This is a genomic window from Advenella sp. FME57, assembly GCF_014897675.1.
In the GTDB taxonomy this organism is placed as follows: Bacteria; Pseudomonadota; Gammaproteobacteria; order Burkholderiales; family Burkholderiaceae_B; genus Advenella.
Window position 1 is genome coordinate 91439 of sequence record NZ_JABUXU010000016.1, and the last position, 22025, is coordinate 113463.

20 protein-coding genes and 1 pseudogene are annotated in these 22025 nt (G+C 55.6%); 12 read left to right on the plus strand and 9 right to left on the minus strand.

The features are described 5' to 3' along the window. Positions 1–18: 18 nt before the first annotated feature. Complete coding sequence (gene glmS / locus INT32_RS17270) at positions 19–1851, minus strand: glutamine--fructose-6-phosphate transaminase (isomerizing) (RefSeq protein ID WP_193089953.1); 1833 nt, start codon at positions 1849–1851, stop codon at positions 19–21. Between the two features lie 248 nt (positions 1852–2099). Between glmS and INT32_RS17275 the strand changes: the two genes are divergently transcribed. After that, positions 2100–2561 carry an Lrp/AsnC family transcriptional regulator gene (locus INT32_RS17275; RefSeq protein ID WP_193089954.1) on the plus strand — a complete coding sequence of 154 codons (462 nt, stop codon included), beginning with the start codon at positions 2100–2102 and terminating at the stop codon, positions 2559–2561. A 205-nt stretch (positions 2562–2766) separates the two neighbouring features. Here INT32_RS17275 and INT32_RS17280 read toward each other — a convergent pair whose 3' ends face one another. From INT32_RS17280 to INT32_RS17305, 6 genes are all read right to left on the minus strand, one after another. Beyond that, a complete protein-coding gene (locus INT32_RS17280) occupies positions 2767–3834 on the minus strand; it encodes a glycosyltransferase (protein ID WP_193089955.1) in 1068 nt (355 codons plus the stop codon). Positions 3835–3855: 21 nt separating this feature from the next. Further along, positions 3856–4659, minus strand: a complete 804-nt coding sequence (locus INT32_RS17285; protein WP_193089956.1) for a glycosyltransferase family 2 protein — start codon at positions 4657–4659, stop codon at positions 3856–3858. Further along, complete coding sequence (locus tag INT32_RS17290; RefSeq protein WP_193089957.1) at positions 4649–6061, minus strand: MFS transporter; 1413 nt, start codon at positions 6059–6061, stop codon at positions 4649–4651. The genes INT32_RS17285 and INT32_RS17290 overlap by 11 nt, the downstream gene beginning before the upstream one ends. A 4-nt stretch (positions 6062–6065) precedes the next feature. Beyond that, positions 6066–7442 (minus strand): bifunctional UDP-N-acetylglucosamine diphosphorylase/glucosamine-1-phosphate N-acetyltransferase GlmU, encoded by a 1377-nt coding sequence (gene glmU / locus INT32_RS17295; protein ID WP_193089958.1) that lies wholly within the window; start codon positions 7440–7442, stop codon positions 6066–6068. A 94-nt stretch (positions 7443–7536) separates the two neighbouring features. After that, a complete protein-coding gene (locus tag INT32_RS17300; RefSeq protein WP_193089959.1) occupies positions 7537–8235 on the minus strand; it encodes a PhaM family polyhydroxyalkanoate granule multifunctional regulatory protein in 699 nt (232 codons plus the stop codon). Then, positions 8213–9076 (minus strand): NUDIX hydrolase family protein, encoded by an 864-nt coding sequence (locus INT32_RS17305; RefSeq protein WP_193089960.1) that lies wholly within the window; start codon positions 9074–9076, stop codon positions 8213–8215. Before INT32_RS17305 ends, INT32_RS17300 begins: the two co-directional genes overlap by 23 nt. Positions 9077–9325: 249 nt before the next feature. On the opposite strand from INT32_RS17305, the pseudogene coxB reads away from it, so the two are divergent. From coxB to INT32_RS17325, 5 genes and pseudogenes are all read left to right on the plus strand, one after another. Further along, a pseudogene (gene coxB / locus INT32_RS17310) lies at positions 9326–10138 on the plus strand (cytochrome c oxidase subunit II); the annotation flags it as partial. An 88-nt stretch (positions 10139–10226) separates the two neighbouring features. After that, the gene (gene ctaD, locus INT32_RS17315; protein WP_128393861.1) at positions 10227–11828 is read left to right on the plus strand and encodes a cytochrome c oxidase subunit I; all 1602 of its coding nucleotides are present in this window, start codon (positions 10227–10229) and stop codon (positions 11826–11828) included. A gap of 9 nt (positions 11829–11837) precedes the next feature. Then, positions 11838–11948 (plus strand): cytochrome oxidase small assembly protein, encoded by a 111-nt coding sequence (locus INT32_RS22205; protein ID WP_226817222.1) that lies wholly within the window; start codon positions 11838–11840, stop codon positions 11946–11948. A 29-nt stretch (positions 11949–11977) separates the two neighbouring features. Next, positions 11978–12202: a DUF2970 domain-containing protein gene (locus INT32_RS17320; protein ID WP_193089962.1), complete on the plus strand. Its 225-nt coding sequence runs from the start codon at positions 11978–11980 to the stop codon at positions 12200–12202. 31 nt (positions 12203–12233) lie between these two features. Further along, on the plus strand, positions 12234–13109 hold the full coding sequence (locus tag INT32_RS17325) for a cytochrome c oxidase subunit 3 (protein ID WP_193089963.1): 876 nt from the start codon (positions 12234–12236) through the stop codon (positions 13107–13109). A gap of 242 nt (positions 13110–13351) precedes the next feature. On the opposite strand, the gene INT32_RS17330 is transcribed toward INT32_RS17325, so the two are convergent. After that, positions 13352–13564 (minus strand): twin transmembrane helix small protein, encoded by a 213-nt coding sequence (locus INT32_RS17330; RefSeq protein WP_128393863.1) that lies wholly within the window; start codon positions 13562–13564, stop codon positions 13352–13354. 35 nt (positions 13565–13599) lie between these two features. Here INT32_RS17330 and INT32_RS17335 point away from each other — a divergent pair, with 35 nt between their 5' ends. From INT32_RS17335 to INT32_RS17355, 5 genes are all read left to right on the plus strand, one after another. Further along, positions 13600–14376: an SURF1 family protein gene (locus tag INT32_RS17335; protein ID WP_304519111.1), complete on the plus strand. Its 777-nt coding sequence runs from the start codon at positions 13600–13602 to the stop codon at positions 14374–14376. Next, positions 14373–15035, plus strand: coding sequence for a hypothetical protein (locus INT32_RS17340; protein WP_193089964.1), 663 nt, complete (start codon positions 14373–14375; stop codon positions 15033–15035). The genes INT32_RS17335 and INT32_RS17340 overlap by 4 nt, the downstream gene beginning before the upstream one ends. Then, positions 15035–16066 carry a heme A synthase gene (locus tag INT32_RS17345; RefSeq protein ID WP_193089965.1) on the plus strand — a complete coding sequence of 344 codons (1032 nt, stop codon included), beginning with the start codon at positions 15035–15037 and terminating at the stop codon, positions 16064–16066. Before INT32_RS17340 ends, INT32_RS17345 begins: the two co-directional genes overlap by 1 nt. Further along, positions 16063–16968, plus strand: a complete 906-nt coding sequence (gene cyoE / locus INT32_RS17350; RefSeq protein WP_193089966.1) for a heme o synthase — start codon at positions 16063–16065, stop codon at positions 16966–16968. The genes INT32_RS17345 and cyoE overlap by 4 nt, the downstream gene beginning before the upstream one ends. A 133-nt stretch (positions 16969–17101) precedes the next feature. Continuing rightward, positions 17102–17749, plus strand: a complete 648-nt coding sequence (locus INT32_RS17355) for an SCO family protein (RefSeq protein ID WP_193089967.1) — start codon at positions 17102–17104, stop codon at positions 17747–17749. A gap of 139 nt (positions 17750–17888) precedes the next feature. Here the strand turns inward: INT32_RS17355 and INT32_RS17360 are convergent, their stop codons facing one another. Further along, positions 17889–20561, minus strand: coding sequence for a cation:proton antiporter (locus INT32_RS17360; RefSeq protein WP_193089968.1), 2673 nt, complete (start codon positions 20559–20561; stop codon positions 17889–17891). 455 nt (positions 20562–21016) lie between these two features. Here INT32_RS17360 and INT32_RS17365 point away from each other — a divergent pair, with 455 nt between their 5' ends. After that, positions 21017–21997, plus strand: a complete 981-nt coding sequence (locus INT32_RS17365) for an NAD-dependent epimerase/dehydratase family protein (RefSeq protein WP_193089969.1) — start codon at positions 21017–21019, stop codon at positions 21995–21997. Positions 21998–22025 lie beyond the last annotated feature (28 nt).

Genomic DNA, 22025 nt, shown 5'->3' on the forward strand with positions numbered 1-22025 from the left:
GGAATAGTGAAATTCGCCTTACTCCACCGTCACACTCTTGGCCAGATTCCTTGGTTTGTCCACATCCGTTCCACGCACCACCGCAGTGTGATACGACAGCAGTTGCAGCGGGATGGTATGCAGAATCGGAGACAGTTTTCCGTAGTGTTCTGGCATGTGAATCAGGTGCATGCCTTCGCTGGCCTTGATTTTTGAATCGCTGTCGGCAAACACATACAGCTCGCCACCGCGCGCGCTCACTTCTTGTATATTGGATTTGAGTTTTTCTAGCAGCTCGTCGTTCGGTGCGATGGTGACCACCGGCATTTGTTCTGTCACCAGTGCCAGCGGGCCGTGTTTCAGTTCGCCTGCAGGATAGGCTTCAGCGTGGATGTAGCTGATTTCCTTGAGCTTGAGCGCGCCTTCCATGGCAATTGGATAATGCATGCCGCGTCCCAGGAACAGGGCGTTTTCCTTGCTGGCAAAACGGTCGGCCCAGGCCATGATCTGTGGCTCCAGCGCAAGGACGGCGCCAATCGCGGTAGGCAGGTGACGCAGTTGTTTGATGTACTGGTTCTCTTGTACATCGTTCAACCGGCCTTTGACTTTGGCGATGGTCAGCGCCAGCAGGAACAGGCCAACCAGCTGGGTGGTAAAGGCTTTGGTCGAGGCAACACCAATTTCCACGCCGGCTCGGGTAAGGAAATTGAGTTTGCATTCACGCACCATGGCGCTGGTCTGCACGTTGCAGATGGTCAGCGTGTTTTCCATGCCCAGTGTGCGCGCATGCTTGAGCGCGGCCAGTGTATCGGCCGTTTCGCCAGACTGGGAAATGGTAATGACCAACGACTTGGGGTTGGGTACGCTATCACGGTAGCGATATTCGCTGGCGATTTCTACGTTCACTGCGATTTTGGCAATGGACTCGATCCAGTACTTGGCGGTCAGGCCGGCGTAATAGCTGGTGCCGCAAGCCAGGATCAGAATGCTGTCTATTTCCTTGAAGATTTTTGCAGCATCATCGCCGAACAGTTCCGGCTCGATGGATTCGATACCGTCAATGGTATCGCCCACGGCGCGAGGCTGTTCGAAGATTTCCTTTTGCATATAGTGGCGATAGGGGCCCAGTTCAGCGGCGGCGGTGTGAGCGTGCACGACATTGATCTTGCGTTCCACGGCTTTGCCGTTGATGTCTACAATCCAGACCTTCTGCAACTGCAGGTCAACCACGTCGCCATCTTCCAAATAGACGATTTTGTCGGTGGTGCCGGCCAGCGCAAGGGCATCGGAAGCCAGGAAATTTTCGTTTTCTCCGCGACCAACAATCAACGGCGAGCCGTGGCGTGCACCGACTACGCGATGCGGTTCATCGTGACAGAATACGGCAATGGCGTAGGCGCCAGTCAGGCGGCGAACGGTTTGCTGTACGGTTTCGAACAGGTCGCCGTTATACAGATGGTCAATCAGGTGGGCAATCACTTCAGTATCGGTCTGGCTTTCGAAAACGTAGCCGTGGCCCTTGAGTTCATCACGCAGTTCGTCATGATTTTCAATGATGCCGTTGTGAACCAGTGCGATACGCGGTTTGCCGTTGGCAGGACCAGAAAAATGCGGGTGAGCATTGCGCGTGGCAGGCACGCCGTGCGTGGCCCAGCGGGTATGCGCAATGCCGGTAAAGCCGGCGATATGATCTTCGCTGATCTGGGTTTCGAGTTCCGATACGCGTTGAGTGCTGCGGGTGCGGCGCAGTTCGCCGTCCATATGCACCGCAACACCACAAGAATCGTAACCGCGATATTCAAGCCGTTTGAGGCCTTCGACAAGAACTGGTGTGATATTACGTTGCGCCACAGCGCCGACAATTCCGCACATGCGTTTACTCCATTTATTCTGAATAGGAAAAGCGTATTGTGCACCTCAAGTGAAGAAATTAATGTTCTAATTTGTAGTTCATATGAAATATTCATTCATTAATCAATAGAAACGATGTTATATTTCATTTTGACTGCTGTATGAAATTATATTTCATTACAAAGCTGTAATAAGACACAAATGTGTTGTTGCCCGCTCACATTGAATAAGGTAGTCGGCACTTCGAAAGTGTGTTTTCAAGGAAAGAAATGGAACTTGATGAACTGGACAAACGCATTTTGCAGCAACTGCAGAAGGATAGTGGCCTGACCAACCAGGCGCTGTCCGAGCGGGTGCACGCTTCGGCGCCTACTTGCTTGCGACGCGTACGCCAATTGCACGCGCATGGCATTATCCAGAAAACAGTGGCGATCGTAGATCCTGCCCTTGTGGCTACCACGCTGACGGCGATTGTTGAAATTACGCTGGATGTGCAGACGGCAGAAGCCTATAGCGATTTTGAAGAGCGCGTGACCCAGGAGCAGAGCATTCTTCAGGCCTACCGGGTATCCAGCGGTCCCGATTTCGTATTGATTGTGCAGGTCCGCGATATGCCGGCCTATCATGCCTTGGTTCATCGCTTTTTTACTGCGCAGAAAAATGTGCGGAACGTGCGCAGTTTCTTCTCGGTTCATCGCAGCAAGTTTGAAACGCAGATTGCCATTGATTGAGGTGCGATATACAGCAAGAGCGTCGTGCAGCAATGATGGTTATGCGTCAATGAAGCGTAATCTGACTCCATGGCGATGGAGACCAATGGCGCTGCTGCAGCCTGAATGATGCAGGCTGTGTCGGCCATAAGGGCAGGGAGATTAGCACCTATTTTCAGCACCCAATGAGGCGATGGGTACACCGCCATGCACGATCCGTGGGACGCTATCGGGCCTGGCCGGTCAGTTGCTCGAACTGCGCCAGATAGCGCGCGCTCATGCGGCCAGTATCATGATGGTCCTGCACGTATTGCCATGCCTTGTCAGCGCGTGATCTGGCCTCTATGGGGTGTGCCAGCGCCTGTTGCAGGGCTGCGGCCATTTGCTCATCATTGCCGGTCTCGCATAGGTAGCCGCGTTCATCGTCCAGCAGTTCGGCCAGCCCGCCGGCGTTGGTCGATACCACGGGTATGCGCAATGCGAAAGCGTCCAGTACGCTGCTGCCCAGCGCTTCTTCGCGGCTGGCCATGACAAAAACATCGAACAGGCTATATAAGTCTTCTATATTCTGGCGAAAGCCCGCCAGGTGATAGACCTGTTGCAGGCCGTGTTCCTGGATCAGCGCCCGGGCCTGCTCAGAGCAATCGCCCTCGGCGCCAAAGTGCAGAAAAATAAAGTCTTGGCGCAGCGCGTGCAGGCGGGCGATGGCGCGAATTAGGGTGAGCGGGTCCTTGACGGAAACCAGCGCGGCGCTGGTAGCCAGCACTTTTTTGTTGCCAATGGCAAATTCGTCACGCACCTGCTGCGCATGCGCTGTGTTGATCTGTCTGGGCTCGATCGCGCTGGAAATCAGGATGGGATTGATCCCCAGCCGGCGTGGCTCGGCCGCAGCCATTTGGCTGATGGCCACAAACAGATCCGCCTTGCGCCACTTGCTTAGGGTGCGCCATTGTCGTTGTGGGTTGACGGGCAGGGAGGTGCGGCGGGTAAATACCAAGCGCGCCTTGCCGAAAAAACGGCGCGTGATGGCGGCCCAGGTAAGCGAACCGGCGGTTTGCACATGGACAATGTCGAAATCACGGGCATGCCGCAGCAGATACCATGCCTGTTCAAACGGCCGCTGGCGTGTCACAACCGTAAAGTGTTCCTGTTGTGCCGTCTGCGCCAGTGGCTGGCCGTCGCGGGCCAGCAGGCTCACTTGGTGGCCAGCATCCCGGAACGCTCGCATGCAGTAGAGCGTCTGGCGTTCACCGCCACGCCAGCCTTTTTCGAAATTTACTTGCAGGATTTTCATGATGACTATGTTTGTGAACAATCAGCGCGGCGGCTTGGCCTGCCGGGTGCGGGACCACAGGCAGGCATATTTATTGAAGACCGATTGGGCAGCCATGACTGACAGCAAAAAGCCGGCCCTGCCATCCAGTATGCCCAGGCGCAGGAAATAGGTTCTGCAAAAACGCGCGACGGCATGCAGGGTGGCGGTTGCCAGCGATCCCTTTTTACCGGCGCAGGCCCGCTGTTCTGCCCAGGCGATGGCGTAGCCTGCCGATTTGCGCAAATGCGCATCGACGGTGGCATAGGTAAAGTGCAACAGGTCACCCTGCAGCGTTGCAAGTTGCGCCCCAGGGGGCAGTACGAGCGACTCATGCACCAGAGCATTGTCGTATTGCGTCAGGGTCCGAGGGTGCAGTCGTTCAACGTGGCCTGGGTACCAGCCGCAATGACGGATAAATTGGCCAAACGCCCAGGACAATCGCGCCACCTGATAAATGGTATTGGGCGCCGGGTTCTGCAGCACGGCTTCAATGCTGGCACGCAACTGCGGCGTGACGCGTTCGTCAGCATCCAGCCACAAGATCCAGTCGGCGGTAACATGCGTTTGCGCGCGCTGTCGTTGCGGACCGAATCCCGGCCAGTCGGTGCTGGTGTAGAAAGCCTGCGTGTAACGGCGGGCAATCTGTTCGGTGGCATCGGTGCTGCCCGAGTCCAGGATCACGATTTCATCGACCCAGCCGGCGACCGAATCCAGGCACGCGGCCAGGTTTTGCGCTTCGTTCTTTACGATCAGCGCAACGGCCAGTGTGACGCGTCGAGTGGGATGGGCTGCTTCAGCAGGCATCGGTGTCGAGACCTTTTACATAGCGGAACAGGTTGATGATAACGGCGATTATAACCAGCGAGCTGGCAAAGCCCATCACATACATGGGTCCACGTACCGGATCGACGTGAAAACTGATGGCCACGCAAGCTGCGCCAATACCCTGGCCGAACAGACGTGTGGTTGCCTGTACGCCACCGGTGGCGCCGCTGCGCTTCAAGGGCGTGGACAGCAGCATGGCGCGGTTATTGGGCGTTTGGAAAAAGCCAAAACCCATGCCGGCCACAAACATGGGCGCAACGTAATACCACAGGGAAATATCGGCAGGCAGCGCCATCAGGGCAATGATGCCGATGGCCATCAGGGCGGCGCCAATACCAGCCAGCAATGATGCCTTGAAATAGCGGCAGAGCTTTGCCGACAGCGAAGCAATAACGACACTGCCTACCGGCCAGGCCCCGAACAGCAGGCCGACCTGTTGCAGCGGCATGCCCAGATTGTGTTGATAATAAAACGGCAGCGCCAGCATGGATATCATCTGCGCGGTAAAGGTGAGCGCAGAGACGATCACGGCGTATTTGAATATCGGGTAGCGGAACAGATCAACCGGCACCAATGGCGTTGCCTGCGGCAATGAGCGTCGAATCAGCACATAGCCGCTGACCACAGCCAAGCCAAGCATGAACAGGCCCCGCCCGGGATTGCGGCCGATGGCATCCAGGCCGATCAGCAGCAGCGCAAAGGTGAAAATATTCAGTACGGCGCTCAGGTAATCGAAGCGACCTTTGCTGCGTGAGGCCGCCTCTGGCAGATAGCCGGCGGCATACATGGCAAACAGGCAGATAGGCACGGTAAAGCCGAAGATCCATTGCCACGAGGCGACAGACAAAATGGCAGCGCCAACCGAGGGGCCAACCACGGACATGACGCCAACCGTCATGGCGTTGATGCTGATGCCCGCCGCCAGCTTGTGAGCCGGATAAATGTGGCGCACCAGGCCGCCAAACAGGCACATCATGGATGAGGCCCCCAGTCCTTGCAGCATGCGGGCGGCCACCAGGCTATGCAGGTTGCCGGAAAACGCGCATAGCAGGGAGGCAATCGTAAAAAGCGCAAGCCCCAGTCGGAACATGAGCTTGAAACCGACGCGCTCGGCCACCGCCGACAATGGCAGCAAGGTGGCCATCACTGAAATCGTATAGGCGTTGACGATCCAGATGGAATCGGCCTCAGCGACATTCAGTTCCCGTGAAATCGTCGGCAGGGCGATGTTGGCGATATTGGCGTCCAGTACCGTGACGCCAATGCAGCACAGTAGCGCCCCCGCGGCCCATTGGCGAGCCGGGGCCGGCAGGCCGGTGGTGTTCCTGGGGGCCGGCCCCGGGGCTGGCTTGTCGGGATTGCGGGAGGGGGCTTGGTTCATGCCATCAATCTTGTTTCTTTGCCGGGCGTGTCCAGTTCTCCACGGTTGTCTGGCGAGTGCGCGATAGCGTGAGTTTGTCGGCAGGCGCGTCCTTGGTCAGCGTGGTGCCGGCGCCCAGTGTTGCTCCTTTGCCGACGGTGACCGGTGCGACCAGTTGCGTATCCGAGCCAATGAACGCGCCATCTTCAATAATGGTTTTGAATTTGTTTACGCCGTCATAATTGCAGGTAATGGTACCCGCGCCAATATTGACCTGGGCGCCGATATCGGCATCGCCCAGGTAACTCAGGTGGTTGGCTTTGCTGCCCTTGCCAAGTGTGGTCTTTTTGAGTTCGACAAAATTGCCTACGTGAGACTCTGCTGCCAGCTCTGTGCCCGGGCGCAGTCGTGCATAAGGACCAATCTTGACGTTCTCGGCAGCATTGGCCTGTTCCAGATGGCTAAATGCCTCTACCTGCGTGCCGGCGCCCAGCGTCACATTGCGCAGAACGCAGTGCGGTCCCACGCGCACACCGTCGGCCAGGGTGACTTTGCCTTCAAAGACGCAGCCAACATCAATAAACACATCGCGTCCGCATTCGAGCGTGCCGCGCAGATCAAAGCGGGCCGGGTCGGCCAATGTTACTCCTTGGATCAGCAGGCGTTGCGCCTGCTCAGCCTGCCAGGCTCGCTCCAATTGTGCCTGCTGCACGCGGCTGTTGACACCCAGCGTTTCCCAGTTGGCATCGGGCTGGGCGGCACTCACGGGAACATTGTCCTGGACCGACAGCGCAATGGTATCAGTCAGATAATATTCGCCCTGCGCATTATTGTTGTTGATGCGACCCAGCCAGTCTTTCAGCTTGGCGGTGGGGGCCGCCAGAATGCCGGTGTTGACCTCACGGATTTTATGCTCCTGCTCGGTTGCGTCCTTATGCTCGACAATCCGCTGCACCTGGCCACTCTCGTTGCGCACGATGCGTCCGTACCCGGTCGGGTCCTGCAGCGTTTCGGTCAGCACGGCCATGCCATCGGCGCGCGCTTGCAGCAGGCGCTTTAATGTGGCCGGTTGCACCAGGGGCACGTCGCCATACAGTACGATGGTGGTATCGGCGTCCTGTTCGCCACCAACCAGCAGCGGCAGGGCTTGCTGGACTGCGTGGCCAGTGCCGTACTGGGGTAGTTGCAGGGCATATTCGATGTCGGTCTGATCGGCAAAGGCTTTCTTGACTGCGTCGGCGCCATGTCCGACCACGACGATAATGCGATCAGGGGACAATTGTCGGGCGCTATCAATGACCAGGGCCAGCATGGGCTTGCCTGCCAGTGTATGCAACACTTTGGGCAGATCCGACTGCATGCGTTTACCCATACCTGCTGCGAGAATGACAATATTTAACATAGATAGAGGTGTCGTAAAGTTTGAAACTGGTTAAGGGGAACGATAGAAAATGGGGAAGTGATCATGCCTTCCCCGTTATTCGTTATTGTAAGTATCAGGAACTGCGGCGTCCTGCAGTGCTGCGTTTTGCTGCAGGCCGGCTGGCTGCCGCGCGTTTTCGGCTCGCCGGCTTGACCGGCTCCTGCGGCTCTACCGGTTCATCGGGTTCGGGACCGGGCGGCGTCTTGACGGGGGAGGGCTCTTTGTGCATTGCCTGGGTGGCCTGGGTCGCTACCTGGGCCAATTGAGCAAACTGCCCCTGCAGCATGTCCCACCAGGCCTGCGATGCCTGGTTGACCGAGTCTTTGGCAAAATCGGTGTTGCCGTTAGCTGCAGTGTTTTCTTTGCGATCAGCGGTGGTTGTGCGGGAGGACGTTGCGGCATCGGGCTGCGCCGATTTTTTCAAGCCGAACAGGTCGTCCAGCGAGCGATCCTGGTTCTGCGTCTGCAGGGTGTCAACAAATGTTTTCAGGGTGTGCATGCTGGCACGTTGGATTTCCAGTCCTTGAATGGTGCCCGAGAGCATGGACAGGTTCATGGTCAGCCAGCTTTCTATGCTTTTGAGTTCCTGGATGCGCTTGTCCAGATCTTCCGGGTTCAGGGCAGGGGGCATGGCAAAGGCCGGATTGCTTGCCTGCTGGACTTGTGCAAACTGCTGCCAGGCCTTGCTCATCATGTCCAGGCTTTGCATGATGGGATTGCTGGCGCTGTCAGGCCCCAGGCCGGGCCGATCAAACGGGTTGCTGCTTGTCATGAGGTTCTCCCTGATTTTGCGGCTGCGCGCGAAACCGCGCGAGCAATGTTTCGGATGTACGGCTCAGCATGCCTTCCAGTATAACAAGTGCAGCTTCCAGCGTGATCTGTCTGTCGGCAATCATTTGCACGGCCTGCTGCTGGCTGACGATGCGAATCTCCGATACCTCGCCGTCCATGTTCCGGGGTGTGGCGTGGGGCGGGAGGATGCAGTCGCTGACCAGAATGTCCTCGACCTGGTAGCCTTCAGGCAGGCGACGGTGCATGCGCAATAGCGTGCGCAGTGGCGTGCGGCAGGTCAGGATGTTTTCCTGCAGCCCGGCCTCTTCGAAGGTTTCGCGCAACAGCGCGTGTTCCAGGTCTTCCGAACCGTTGGCCAGGCCGCCGGCCAGCGTATCCCACATGCCCGGATCGCTCGCTTTGGTCATGGCGCGCTTTGCTATATACAGTTGCAGGTCCGGGGTCCAGGCGTTCAAATGAACGGCGTGGGTCAGCAGGCCCAATGGGCGCATGGCAGCGCGCTCCATTTTTGCAAGATCGTCCCCTTCGGCATATACTGTGAGCAGCTCATCCCGCCAGGTTTTGAGCAGGCCCGCGTCGCGCAAAATAATGGCGATATCAGCCAGTAGCGGCTCCAGTTCGAAGCGGGGCGTGCCAGGATCGGCAAAGTGTACTGCGGTCTCGGTGGTGCGCACTTGCGGCAGATGACCAATAGCCTTGAGCGCCTGCGGCGTAATAAAGCCGGCCAGTTTGCCGGCAATGGTCAGCGGCAGCGAGTATTCAGGCGGCACTTCCTGTATGGATTGCAACAGGGCGGCGTAAAGGGCGGGGATTCGGTTCAAGGTTGCATCGATGTCGTGTCAAACATGCAACGATTGTATTCGCAAAAAGTTCGCAGGCAGGTTCGCTGCAGGTTTTATATGGTTAAATGAACTATCTTTGACACAGGTTAAGGCGTCTTGGGTATAATCCTGTACCGCAAAGGGTTATGATTGGTACGCTTTTATGCGGTTGCCGTCAGCTACGATAATCAGGCGCGATCCGATCAGTTTCATACGAAAAACGGAAAAGCGCACAAAAATGAGGTCAACATGAAGAAGTTGCAAGGTTTACTTGGTCTTGGAGCGCTCCTGCCAGCCTGTACGGCGTGGGCTCAGGTCCAGGATATGCCAGGTGGTCCTAAGGTATTGCAAGTCAATCTGCATAAGGGTGTCACCGAAATAGCCGAGAGCATGTACAGTCTGCACATCATGATGCTGATAATCTGTACTGTCATTTTTATTGCCGTCTTCGGCGTCATGTTCTACTCAATCTGGGCGCACCGCAAATCCAAGGGTTTCAAGGCTTCCGTATTCCATGAGCACATGGGCGTGGAAGTGGCCTGGACAGTGGTCCCGTTCATTATCGTGATTGCGATGGCCCTGCCTGCAACGAAAACCGTGGTGGCAATGAAAGATACCAGCAGCGCTGACATCACCGTCAAGGCAACTGGCTATCAGTGGAAATGGGGTTATGAGTACCTGGATGGCAAGGCCAAGGGTATCAATTTCGTCTCCAATATGACCACGCCTTACGACCAGATCGAAGGCAAAGCCGAGAAATCCAATACTTACTTGATGGAAGTGGATAACGAGTTGGTTGTTCCCGCAGGTAAGAAAGTCCGCGTCGTGATCACTGCCGACGACGTCATTCATTCATTTTTTGTACCAGAGCTGGGTGTGAAACAGGATGCCATCCCCGGCTTCCTGCGTGATGCCTGGTTTCGCACCGACAAGGTGGGTACGTATCGCGGCCAGTGTGCCGAGCTGTGTGGCCAGAACCATGCATTCATGCCAATCGTAGTCCGCGTCGTTTCTCCAGAGGATTATGACAAGTGGATTGCAGAGCAGCAGAAAGTAGCAGCACAATGAAAATGACATTCGGAACTTTATATTCGCAATATTGCGCCTGTGATATCTGCAAGCCAGGCACGCAGCAGGCAAGGAGTCAAAAATGAGTAGTACAGTAGTGGGTCACGCTCCTGATCATCACGGACACGATGACCATCACCACGCAGCCCCAACGGGCTGGCGCCGCTGGCTGTTCGCCACCAATCACAAGGATATCGGTACGATGTACCTGTTATTCTCGTTCATCATGCTGCTTGAGGGCGGCGCGCTGGCGTTGCTGATTCGTACCGAGCTGTTTGAACCGGGGATACAGTTCTTCCAGCCTGATCTGTTCAACCAGTTCACCACCATGCACGGCCTGATTATGATTTTCGGTGCGATCATGCCTGCGCTGGTTGGATTTGCCAACTATATGATTCCGTTGCAGATCGGCGCGTCCGATATGGCTTTTGCGCGGATGAATAACTTTAGCTTCTGGCTGCTGCCTGTCGGCGCCATTTTGCTGACCGGCTCGTTCTTTGTTCCTGGCGGCGCCACTGCTGCCGGCTGGACACTTTACGCACCGTTGTCGCTGCAAATGGGTCCTGGCATGGACATGGCCATTTTCGCCGTGCACATCCTGGGTGCCTCGTCCATTATGGGTGCGATCAATATTATCGTGACCATCCTGAATATGCGCGCGCCTGGCATGACATTGATGAAAATGCCGCTGTTCTGCTGGACATGGTTGATCACTGCATTCCTGCTAATCGCTGTGATGCCGGTTCTGGCTGCTGCCGTCACCATGTTGCTGACCGACCGTCACTTTGGCACAGGCTTTTTCAACGCCGCTGCCGGTGGTGATCCGGTTCTGTATCAGCACATATTCTGGTTCTTCGGCCACCCTGAAGTGTATATTATGATTCTGCCGGCCTTCGGTATTGTGTCGGCCATCATTCCTACCTTCTCACGCAAGCGCCTGTTTGGTTATGCGTCCATGGTGTATGCGACTGCCGCGATTGCCGTGCTGTCGTTCATCGTCTGGGCCCACCATATGTTTGCAACGGGTATGCCGGTCACCGGGCAGTTGTACTTCATGTATGCAACCATGCTCATTTCCATTCCTACGGGCGTGAAAGTGTTCAACTGGGTCGCCACCATGTGGCGCGGTTCGCTTACCTTCGAAACGCCCATGCTGTTCTCCGTTGGTTTTATTTTCGTGTTCACCCTTGGTGGCTTTACCGGTCTGATTCTGGCCGTTGCGCCCATTGATATCGCCGTACACGATACCTATTATGTTGTGGCTCACTTTCACTACGTGCTGGTAGCCGGATCGCTGTTTGCCCTTTTTGCCGGTACCTATTACTGGCTGCCAAAATGGACAGGCCGTATGTATAACGAGAAACTGGGCAAAATCCACTTCTGGTCTACCATGCTGTCTTTCAACTTGACGTTCTTCCCGATGCACTTCCTGGGACTGGCCGGCATGCCGCGTCGTTATGTCGATTACGCACCGCAGTTTACGGACTTCCACCAGATCGCCACTATCGGTGCCTTCTGGTTCGGATTCTCGCAATTGCTGTTTTTGTACATCATTTTGAAAACATATCGTGGCGCTGGCGAGACTGCGACTGCCCAGGTATGGGAAGGTGCAGAAGGGCTGGAGTGGACACTGCCATCTCCGCTGCCGTTCCATACCTTTGAAACGCCGCCTGTTGTCAAGTAACATCGCGTTATGACACCAGAGCAAAAACGTAGGAACAGGATTGTTGGTTTGATCCTGGCCGGATTGGTAGTTGCAATCTTCCTGTGGGCGATTTTCGGTCATGTACTGTCAGCGGCGTAACACCGCTGACACTTGGGAAGGATGTAGCAATGAGTGAAGATTTACGGGATTTGTCCAAAAGAAAGCTCAGCTTCTTTCAGACCATGAAAGCAGTGCTGTGGGGGCTGTTCGGCGTGCGCCGCGGCTCGGGCTATCAGGATGACATTTCCCGGTTGAATCCGGTACATCTGATCCTGGGTGGCATCATAGCGACAGTCCTGTTTATTATTTTATTGGTGATGGTGGCGCGCTGGGCGATAACCAGCCTCACCTAGTTGGTCAAAGCGTTCCATGAGGGAGAACATTATGAGTGCGAGCCACTCGGTTCAGGTAAAAGAAGCACCGTATTATTACGTGCCGGCCGATTCGGCCCATCCAGTTAAGACAAGTGCCATAATGCTGATCATTTTGATCGGCGCGGTGACCTGGATTAACAAAGTGCCTTACGGGCAGTATCTCGTACTGTTTGGGCTGCTTGCCCTGTTTTTCGTACTCTATCAATGGTTTGGCGATGCCATCCGTGAGTCAGAGGCGGGCATGAACAGCAAGCGCATTGACTTGTCTTACCGCTGGGGTATGGGCTGGTTCATCTTCTCTGAAGTGATGTTTTTTGCCGCGTTCTTCGGCTCGCTCTGGTATGCGCGTGAAGTGACCACGCCCTGGTTGAGCGACATGGATCATCAGTTGCTGCTGTGGCCCGGCTTTACCGGCCAGTGGCCCAATCTGGGTCCTGCAGGCATCGTCGCCCATTTTGAAACAGTAGGTCCCTTCTGGCTGCCGACGATCAACACGCTGTTGCTGTTGTCTTCAGGCCTGACACTGACCCTGTCTCACCATGCATTACGTGCCGATCACCGCAAAAGCGCTATTTTGTGGCTGTTCGTCACCATTGTTCTGGGTTTCACCTTCGTGTTTTTCCAGGCCGAAGAATACATTCACGCCTATTCCGAACTGAATCTGCGTTTTGATTCCGGTATTTACGGTTCGCTGTTCTATATGCTCACCGGCTTTCACGGCTTTCACGTGCTGCTCGGTGCAACCATGCTCACTGTCATTCTGATCCGCCTGATCCGTGGTCACTTCACTGCCGATCATCACTTCGGTTTTGAGGGTGCTGCCTGGTACTGGCACTTTGTGGACGTGGTCTGGCTGGGTCTGTACCTGTTCGTTTACTGGTTCTGATTTACCCAGCGGTTCGATAAAAGGCAAAGGGTCGGAAAACCGACCCTTTGCTGTTTCAGCGCAACCGGGTGCTGTTACAGCAAAGCGCAGTCATTGGCGGTATGATGTTTAACGTGGTGTTGATAGCATAGCGGTGCCCACAACAGGCTTGCATTGAAGCTGGCTCAGGCTGGTTTGACGCGGGTAAAAACGCGCTGACCAGCCCCTGAGCGTGTAACCGGGCCGTGTTCCGGAACGCGGTTTTAACGAGTAGGCTGGTCAATGCCCGTGCTGTCGATCCATCCCATGTAATGGGCAAACAGGACGAACAGAAACAGCGCAATGGACAGTGCAATACGCAGGGTAAGTGCGTTGACTGTGCGATTGGTTGTGCCTTTGTCGCGCATAAGGTAGAAAAAGGCCGATGCCAGACTGCCTATGATCGCAAGAAAGGCGAGTCCGATAAAGATACGCATGGGTTAACTCCTGACTGGAATAGAATATTGTAGTAATGAAACGGAAATTAATAAACTGGAAAACAGTAACGATGCTGATTCTGCTGGCATTGCTGACTGTGATTTTCGTTTCTCTGGGTCGATGGCAGTTGCATCGCGCCGACGAGCGCCGCGCGACTGCGCAGCAGATTGAAAGCGGGCAGGCTCTGCCGCCACTGACCATTGACAAGCATATTCCGTCTTCCGATATTGTGGCATGGCGTCCTGCAACAGTCGCCGGCCATTGGCTAGGCGCCTTCAGTGTATTGGTCAATCGCAACCAGAACGGTCGCCCGGGCTATTGGCTTGCCACCCCCCTGTTGCTGGACAATGATTCGCGTGATGCGGTATTGGTATTGCGCGGCTGGTTCCCTCAAGTGCTGACGCCGTCCGCCATGCCTGAATTTGCCTTGCCTGAAGGCAGGCAGACGGTAAGCGGCGAGATCGCTCTGCGGGTGCCGCGCCTGTTCGAACTATGGAGTTTGGGCAAGGCCGTGGCGCAGTTGCCTGAACAGATTCCCCAAAGCAGCGGACCGCTGCCTCAGGTGCAGAATTTGGATTTGGCCGAATTTGGCAAGGCCAGTGGCTTGCATATGCTGCCACTGGTGGTGCTGCAAACCGGTTCCTCCGAGCAGGGGCTGGTGCGAGATTGGCCGCATCCTTCTATTGATGCGGATAAGAATATCGGCTATGCATTGCAATGGTTCTGTTTTGCCGCCATTGCCGCCCTGGCCTTGTTGATCAGCCTGATCCGGCTGCGTCTGAAAAGTACAAAGGAAATGTCGTCGTCATGAATACCAACCGTCCATCGTCATCCGGGACTCCCACGCAGTCGGGCGCAAAGCGCTCCAACATGCCCCTGTACCTGATTATTCTGAGCTGTATCGTGCCCATGATTGCAGCTGCGCTGCTGTACTACGTGCCTTCGCTGAGACCAGATGGCTCAACCAATTACGGCAATTTTGTTCAGCCACAACGGCCCATGCCTTCGTCTGATACGCTCAGCCTGACTACGCTGGACGGCAAGCCTTTCGATCTGAATACCCTCAAAGGAAAATGGGTGCTGGTCACGTCCGATGGTGGCGCCTGCCCGGATTCGTGCGCAAAGAAACTGCATTTTACCCGTAACGGGCACGCCAGCCAGGGCAAGAATGTCAACCGCATTCAGCGGGTCTGGTTTGTGACTGATGATCAGCCTATTCCAGAAAAAGTGCTGGAAGCCTACAAAGGCACGATCATGTTGCGGGCCGATCCCAAGGCGCTCAGCGATTTTCTGCTGGACGAAGCCGATCGTACAGGGGATGCGGTTGCGGTCGAAAAGAAAATGGATTCTTACCTGTGGATTGTTGATCCCAATGGCAACCTGATTATGCATTACCCGGGCAATGAGTCTGACCCCGTGCGTTTTCGCGGTGATCTGGCCAAATTGCTGCATGCCTCGACCATCGGCTGATGTATATGAACACGGCAACTGAACGCATTCGCAGCCGCTATCGCAGGCTGGTGTTTCTGACCTGGTTTTTTACGCTGGATCTGATTATGTTCGGCGCATTTGTGCGCCTGACCGATTCAGGGCTGGGGTGCCCCGACTGGCCAGGCTGTTACGGCAAGGCAAGCCCTTTGGGCGCTTCTGAACATATTGCAAATGCGCTGCAGCAGCAGCCTTTTGGCCCGGTATCCATGTCAAAGGCCTGGATCGAAATGATTCACCGCTACTGGGGGACGTTGCTGGGGATGATGATTATTGCGATTGTGTACATGGCATGGCGCTATCGCCGTGAGCTTGGCAGATCGCCGGTGCTGGCCACCGCCACCCTGGTCGCTGTTTGTCTGCAGGGCGCCTTCGGAGCCTGGACCGTGACGCACAAGCTGATGCCGCTAGTCGTGACCACGCACCTGGTGCTGGGCATGCTGCTGCTGGCCATGATGACCTGGCTGGCCGCTCGCGAAAAACCCCATGTAGGCATTGCTGCGCGCGCGCGCGCCTGGCGGCCGTGGATGGCTTTGGGGTTCATTGTGCTGGTTGTGCAGTTGTTTCTGGGGGGCTGGGTCAGCACCAATTACGCGGCGCTTGCCTGTATGGATTTTCCCACCTGTCATGGGGCCTGGGTGCCCGAGATGGACTATCAGGGTGGTTTTTCCCTGGTACGGGCGCTGGGCGAGTTGCCGACAGGTGAAATTATTTCTCAGGAAGCGCTGACCGCGATACACTGGACGCATCGCAATTTTGCTTTTTTTGTTTTTGTTTTCCTGTTTGCGCTGGCCTTTGTGGCGCGTCGGGAAGCCGGTCTGAAAGGGCCAGCCCATTTGCTGATCGGGCTGCTTATTGTTCAGGTACTGACCGGCCTGACAACCATTTTCTTCCAATGGCCGTTGCTTATCGCGGTACTGCACACAGGGGGTGCTGCCGGGCTTACCATAGCCTGCGTGACCCTGATGGTGCGTATGTCCCGCGGCGGTAAAGGGTCGTTTCTGCCACTATGACAACTGCTATTCATCCTGATGCCGGGCTGTTGCGACAGTACCTTGTCCTGACCAAGCCGCGCGTAACCCAGTTGGCCGTGTTTTGCGCGGTCATCGGTATGTTCCTGGCCTCGCCAGGCCTGCCTCCGGTGCAGATCCTGATTGCTGCGACAATTGGAATCTGGCTGCTTGCTGCCGCTGCGTTTGCCATCAATTGCCTGATCGAGTTCGAGATTGATGCGCGCATGTTGCGTACGGCTCGCAGGCCGACGGCCAAGGGGACGATTACCCCCTTGCAGGTGATCACGCTATCGGGCGTGGTCGGCGGAGCCGGCATGCTGGTTCTGTATCACCTGGTGAACCCGCTGACAATGTGGCTTACCTTTGCCACCTTTATCGGTTATGCGCTGATCTATACCATCATCCTCAAGCCGCGTACATCGCAGAATATCGTGATCGGCGGCCTGTCCGGCGCCATGCCGCCGGCGTTGGGCTGGGCGGCGGTGGCCAATGCCGTGCCCGCAGAAGCGTGGCTGCTGGTGCTGATCATTTTTGTCTGGACCCCGCCGCATTTCTGGGCGCTGGCGCTGTATCGCGAGCACGATTATCGCAATGCGGGCCTGCCCATGCTGCCGGTCACGCATGGCAAAGACTTTACGCGCCTGCATATCCTGCTGTACACCTTCATGCTGCTGGTCATCACCATATTGCCATTTGTGATTCGCATGAGCGGCTACATGTATCTGTCCAGCGCGCTGATACTGGGCGCCATTTTCATCGGTTATGCATACAGGCTCTACAAGGCATACAGTGACGAACTGGCCCGCAAGACGTTCCGCTATTCGATCCTTTATCTATCCCTGCTGTTTATGGCGCTGCTGATCGATCATTGGATTTTGATGTCGGGCGTCGTGGCTGGTTAGTTGGCAGCCGATCAGTGCCCGGCGGCGTGGCGACGATGATTGTGCTCGCTGTCAGCCAGGCATCGCGAGCGGCTTCTCGCGCTTGGCCCCTGCCTGTAATGAACGGGTTTTTTGTTGTCTCCTGGAGTAAATCATGAAGTCGTTTCTGTCCCTGCGATTTGCAACCCGAACTGTCCTTGCAATGGCTATGGCTACTGCGCTGGCTGCGTGTGATAACAATGCATCCGATAGTGCCGGCAATGCGGTTTCAGCGAATGCAACGGCTTCTGCTGGCAGCTTTACCGGCAGTGACATCACGGGAACCGGGTTCGGCAAGGATATTGAACTGGTCGACCAGAATGGCACCGCCATTCAGTTACAGCAGGCCTATCGCGGCAAGGTCATGGTGATCTTCTTTGGCTTTACGCAATGTCCTGACGTGTGCCCTACTACCATGGCAGAACTGGCACAGGTAAGGGAAAAACTCGAGCCCGAACAGCGCGAGCAGGTGCAGGTCATCATGATCAGCGTCGACCCGCAACGCGATACGCCAGCCGTCATGAAGCAGTACGTGAGCGCTTTTGATCCTTCATTTGTGGGTCTGACCGGATCGGATGAACAAATTGCCAAGGTGGCATCGTCTTTCAAGGCGTACTACAAAAAGGTCGATAGCGGTCAAAGCTACACCATGGAGCACAGTTCCGGCTTGTATGTGCTGGACACAGAAGGGGAGTCCAGGCTGCTGATCAAACCCAATACCGCCCCCGAAGCGATTGCAGCGGATATTCAGAAGCTGCTGTAGCATTTCAGAAGCGGCTGCGGTATTACATCAGCGGTAGCATTATAACCGCGCCGGCCCCGGTGTTGTCTTCCCTTGACTACCGTTGGGGTCGTGCCGGCAGACAGCCCTGGCGCCCCCGGATTGCCTGACCGGTGCCGGATCAGTTTTGTTTAATAACGCGGTTATCACTGTCGGGTTGCCCAGACCCACTGGTGTCGGGTTGTACAGCCCCGCTTTCCTCGGCCGAGTCCTGCAGTTCTTCTTCCGAGCGAGTCGAGATGCCACCTGGTGCTGCCGCCGTTTCCGATTCGTCCATGCGGTCGGTTGCATTTGCCGATTTGGTAGCATATTGCTCCCAAACTTCCAGCGCCCGCAGCCGTTGTTTGACCACCTGGTCAATTTTCTCCTTGATATCGGGAAATTTTTTCATCAAGGCATGAAAATCCCGTGCCTGCAGGAACAGCAGCTTGGAGTAGCCCATGGAGCGCACGCTTTGCGTCAGAGTCTTGTCGGTGAGCATGCTCAGTTCACCCAGCATTTCACCTGAGCCCAGTTCCACGCGGGAGGAGTCCGGCAGCGTGATCAGGACTGCCCCGGAGGCGACAAAAAACATCAATTTATGGCCGTATCGGTCAATTTGCGGGACCGTTTGATTGGGCAGCATCAGGCGGGGCCGCAGCAGCCTGCTCAACTGCGTCAGGGCGGTATCGTCCATTTCTTCAAATAGCGGCACGCGCTTGACCAGTTCCTTGGCGCTGAGCGACACGTCCAGGCTGGGATGGCGAAACAGCGGCTCCCAACGCAAATTAACCTGGGCAATCAGGTTGTTATAGACTTCCTTGGTAATCAGCGACTGTTCAAGCATTTCGTTGTAGCGCGTGACTTCCAGCGAGCGGGCGATCCGCGCCAGATAATCTTCCTGGGTCCAGTGCGCATAAACTGGATAGGTCAGGTTCAGGGCGCTCAAGGCGGTATCGATAGTGTGTAGCCTGGCGACCAGGATACGTTCTGCCTTGCCGGCAATTTCCTGCCCCAGCAAGGGCGTCAGGTCGTCGCGACAAAAGCGTACCAGCTGGCTGACCACCGAGTGCTTGCTGATCAGTTTGATAATGCGCTGGGACAGTTCGTGAGCCAGCCAGGGGCTGAAATTGAAGTTGGTCTGCATGCGCAGGGCAATCTTGAACGCACTGGTATAACGGATGTCATGGCGCAGGGCGCGAGTGTACGCCCGCGCCCCACCGGCGCGGGCAGCATCGCCCAGGTTCTCGGCGTTGGACAACAGCGTCTGTGCCGCCTGCCAGGGAATCAGCTGTTTCTTCAAAGAGTCAAAAAACAGCTCTTCTTCCCGGTTGGAAATAATGGCCAGCGCGACCGAGAGCCGATCGCCCTTGCTCAGGTAATCGGTTTCGTCCTTTTGGATATCGGCCATCCCCTTGGCGAATACGGCATCCACCTGTTGTTTGGCGCTGGCCTCCACTTTCAGCAGGCCGGCCAGTTCGTCGGTCTGTTCCTTGACGTCATCCAGGGCAATGACCAATGCCTGGTTGCGCAGCCCCTGTTCCACCGGGCTGAGCTGATCCAGTCCCAGTTTGGAAATAAGCAGCCGCAGGGTAAGGCCGTTGATCAGCAATGTTGCCAGCACGTAGCAGGTGGTTGCCGCTGCGACAAAATGGCGTACGTCGGCGGCAATTGCCGTTTGCTCCGTCACCGCCAGGGCCAGCGCCAGCGAGATGGCGCCTCTTAAACCGCCCCAGCACATGACCGCGCGAAATGGGCGACTCACATAGGTGGACATTTTGAACATCGTCAACAGGGGAATCACGCCGAAGACAACAGCAGCACGTGCCGCAAGCGTGGTGATGAACAAAAGGATGAGCAACAGCACCTGCTTGAAATCCAGGTCAACGACCAGGCGCGGGATAAGCATGGCTGCCAGAATGAAAATCAGCGAATTGGCCCAGAACCCGAACTGTTCCCATGCGTGTCCAAGTTGCTCGAAGGTGGAAGGCGACATTCGTGTGCGGCCGGCCGAACCCACGACCAGTCCGGCCACCACGGTAGCCACGACGCCGGAAACATGGAAATAATGTTCGGAAATGAAAAAGGTCAAATAGGCCGTGCAGATGGTCAGGCTGATCTCGGCAGTGGGCCAGCCGCGCATGTAATGAAAAAGCCGGCAGGTAATGTGGCCGAATATGAAGCCGATGAAGCCGCCGATCAGGAAGCTGTAGAGGAAGTGACTGGCGATAGTTTCAATACTGAGCGTCGCGTCACGGGTAATCACCGATATGAAAACGGTGTACAGGGCAATGGCCGCAGCGTCATTGAGTAGGGATTCGCCTTCAACCAGCGTGGTCAAGCGCTTGGGCGCGCCCACTTCGCGGAATATGCCGACCACGGCCACCGGGTCGGTGGTGGCCACAATGGCGCCAAGCAGCAGGCACACCGCCAGGCTATAGCCTGAGAACTCGGCCATGATCATGCCGACGCTGACGGTGCAGACCAGAACGGCCACAATGGCCATGGTCAGTATCGGGCTGATGTCGACCATAATGCGACGCACATTCATCGCCATGGATGTTTCAAACAGCAGGATGGGAAGGAAGACAATCAGAAAAGTCTGGGAGGAAATGGAGAACCCGTGCAGGGCATGCAGGAAATCGCCGATAAAGGGCAGGTGAATGCCATTGGCCTGAACGAGCAGTCCCAACGCACCGCCCAGAATCGCGAGCATGACGGTGTGCGGCAAACCCAGCCGGCTTGCCAGCGAGGGCATAAAACAGGCGATCGTCAGCAGCCCGGCCAGTGCAAATACGACGTATTGGATTTCCATGCGAGAACATATTCAGGTGCGACGGAAATTAACTATACCCGGATATGTTTTTGTGCAGACCGATATTTTTGGCGCGGGCAAAAAAAAGGTGCCTCATCAAGAAGCACCCTTAACATCCGTTTCAAAGGGGAGGGGAAAGAGGAGAAGCAGAAACGGACGGATCCGAACATGTGTCAAGGACAGGGATGCGCGAATCATAGTAATTAGTCAAACAGTTCATGGGGAAGTTCCGGCAGTTTCATCCCGAATATTTCAGACGGTTACGTATTCGGAATTTGTCTGCTGAAAAAGAAAAAGGCACCGGAAAATTAAAAATTAATACTTGCCTTTAATAAACCTACCGAGTAGTATGTTTGCAAATTGACGTATTCCTGTTCAAACCGGTTACGTCAGCGTCAAGGGTCAACGGCATGCAATAGGCGCGCCTGGCACCTGCTTAGAGCACAGGAGATAGCATGCGTGTCGTAATTACAGGCGCAGCCGGGTTCATTGGTCATGCGCTGGCCTCGGCCTTGCTGGATGCCGGCCAATTGGCTAACCAAAACAACCAGCCTCAAGCGATTACCGAATTGGTGCTTGTTGATAGGGTCCCCGTAGATAGCGGTCTGGGACTAAAATCGTGCGCTGGCATAACAATCATCACCAAGACCGGAGATCTGGCAGATTCAGCCTTTATCGACGAATTGATGGATGAAGGTGACGTGCAGTGCATCTTTCATCTCGCTGCCTCGCTGACACTCGACGCGGAAGATCACGAAGAACAGGCGTACCTCGTGAATGTCGAGGCAATCGGCCGAATGATAGCAAAGGCGTCTCGCTCAACTCGTTTTATTTTTGCAAGCTCCATCGCCGTATTTGGCGGCGACATCCCAGACGTCGTAACCGATGAAGTACGAGCAATGCCGCAAACGACCTACGGCACACACAAGGCCATCGTAGAGCTGAAATTGGCAGACGCGTCCAGAAAAGGGTTTATCGACGCACGGTCGCTACGTTTGCCAATCGTCCTGATCAGACCGGGTGCTAGCTCGCCGACCATCTCGGATCGTATTGCGGCCATCGTGCGCGAACCACTTTCCGGACGGGACGTTGTCTGTGGTATTACCGCAGATACCCGGATACCTGTTGCTTCGGCACAAGCGGTCGCCAGGGCATTGATTCAGTTGCAGAATGTGCCAGAAAGCCAATTGCCTCAATCGCGAGTCATGAATCTTCCTTCACTGACGGTCAGTGTGGCTGAAATGGAGGTAGCGACGATTCGACTGGCCGGCAAACGTACTCTTGGCACAATTCGATACGAAGTCGACAATAATCTGCAACAAATTATCGATGGCTGGCCCACCGTATTTGTGTCAACGGTCGCCTCAAACTTGGGAATTTGCAGTGATGGATCGTTTGATGACATCATCAAAAACTATCTTACAAACATTCACTGAAATGCGCTCGATCACGATTGCAGTAAAC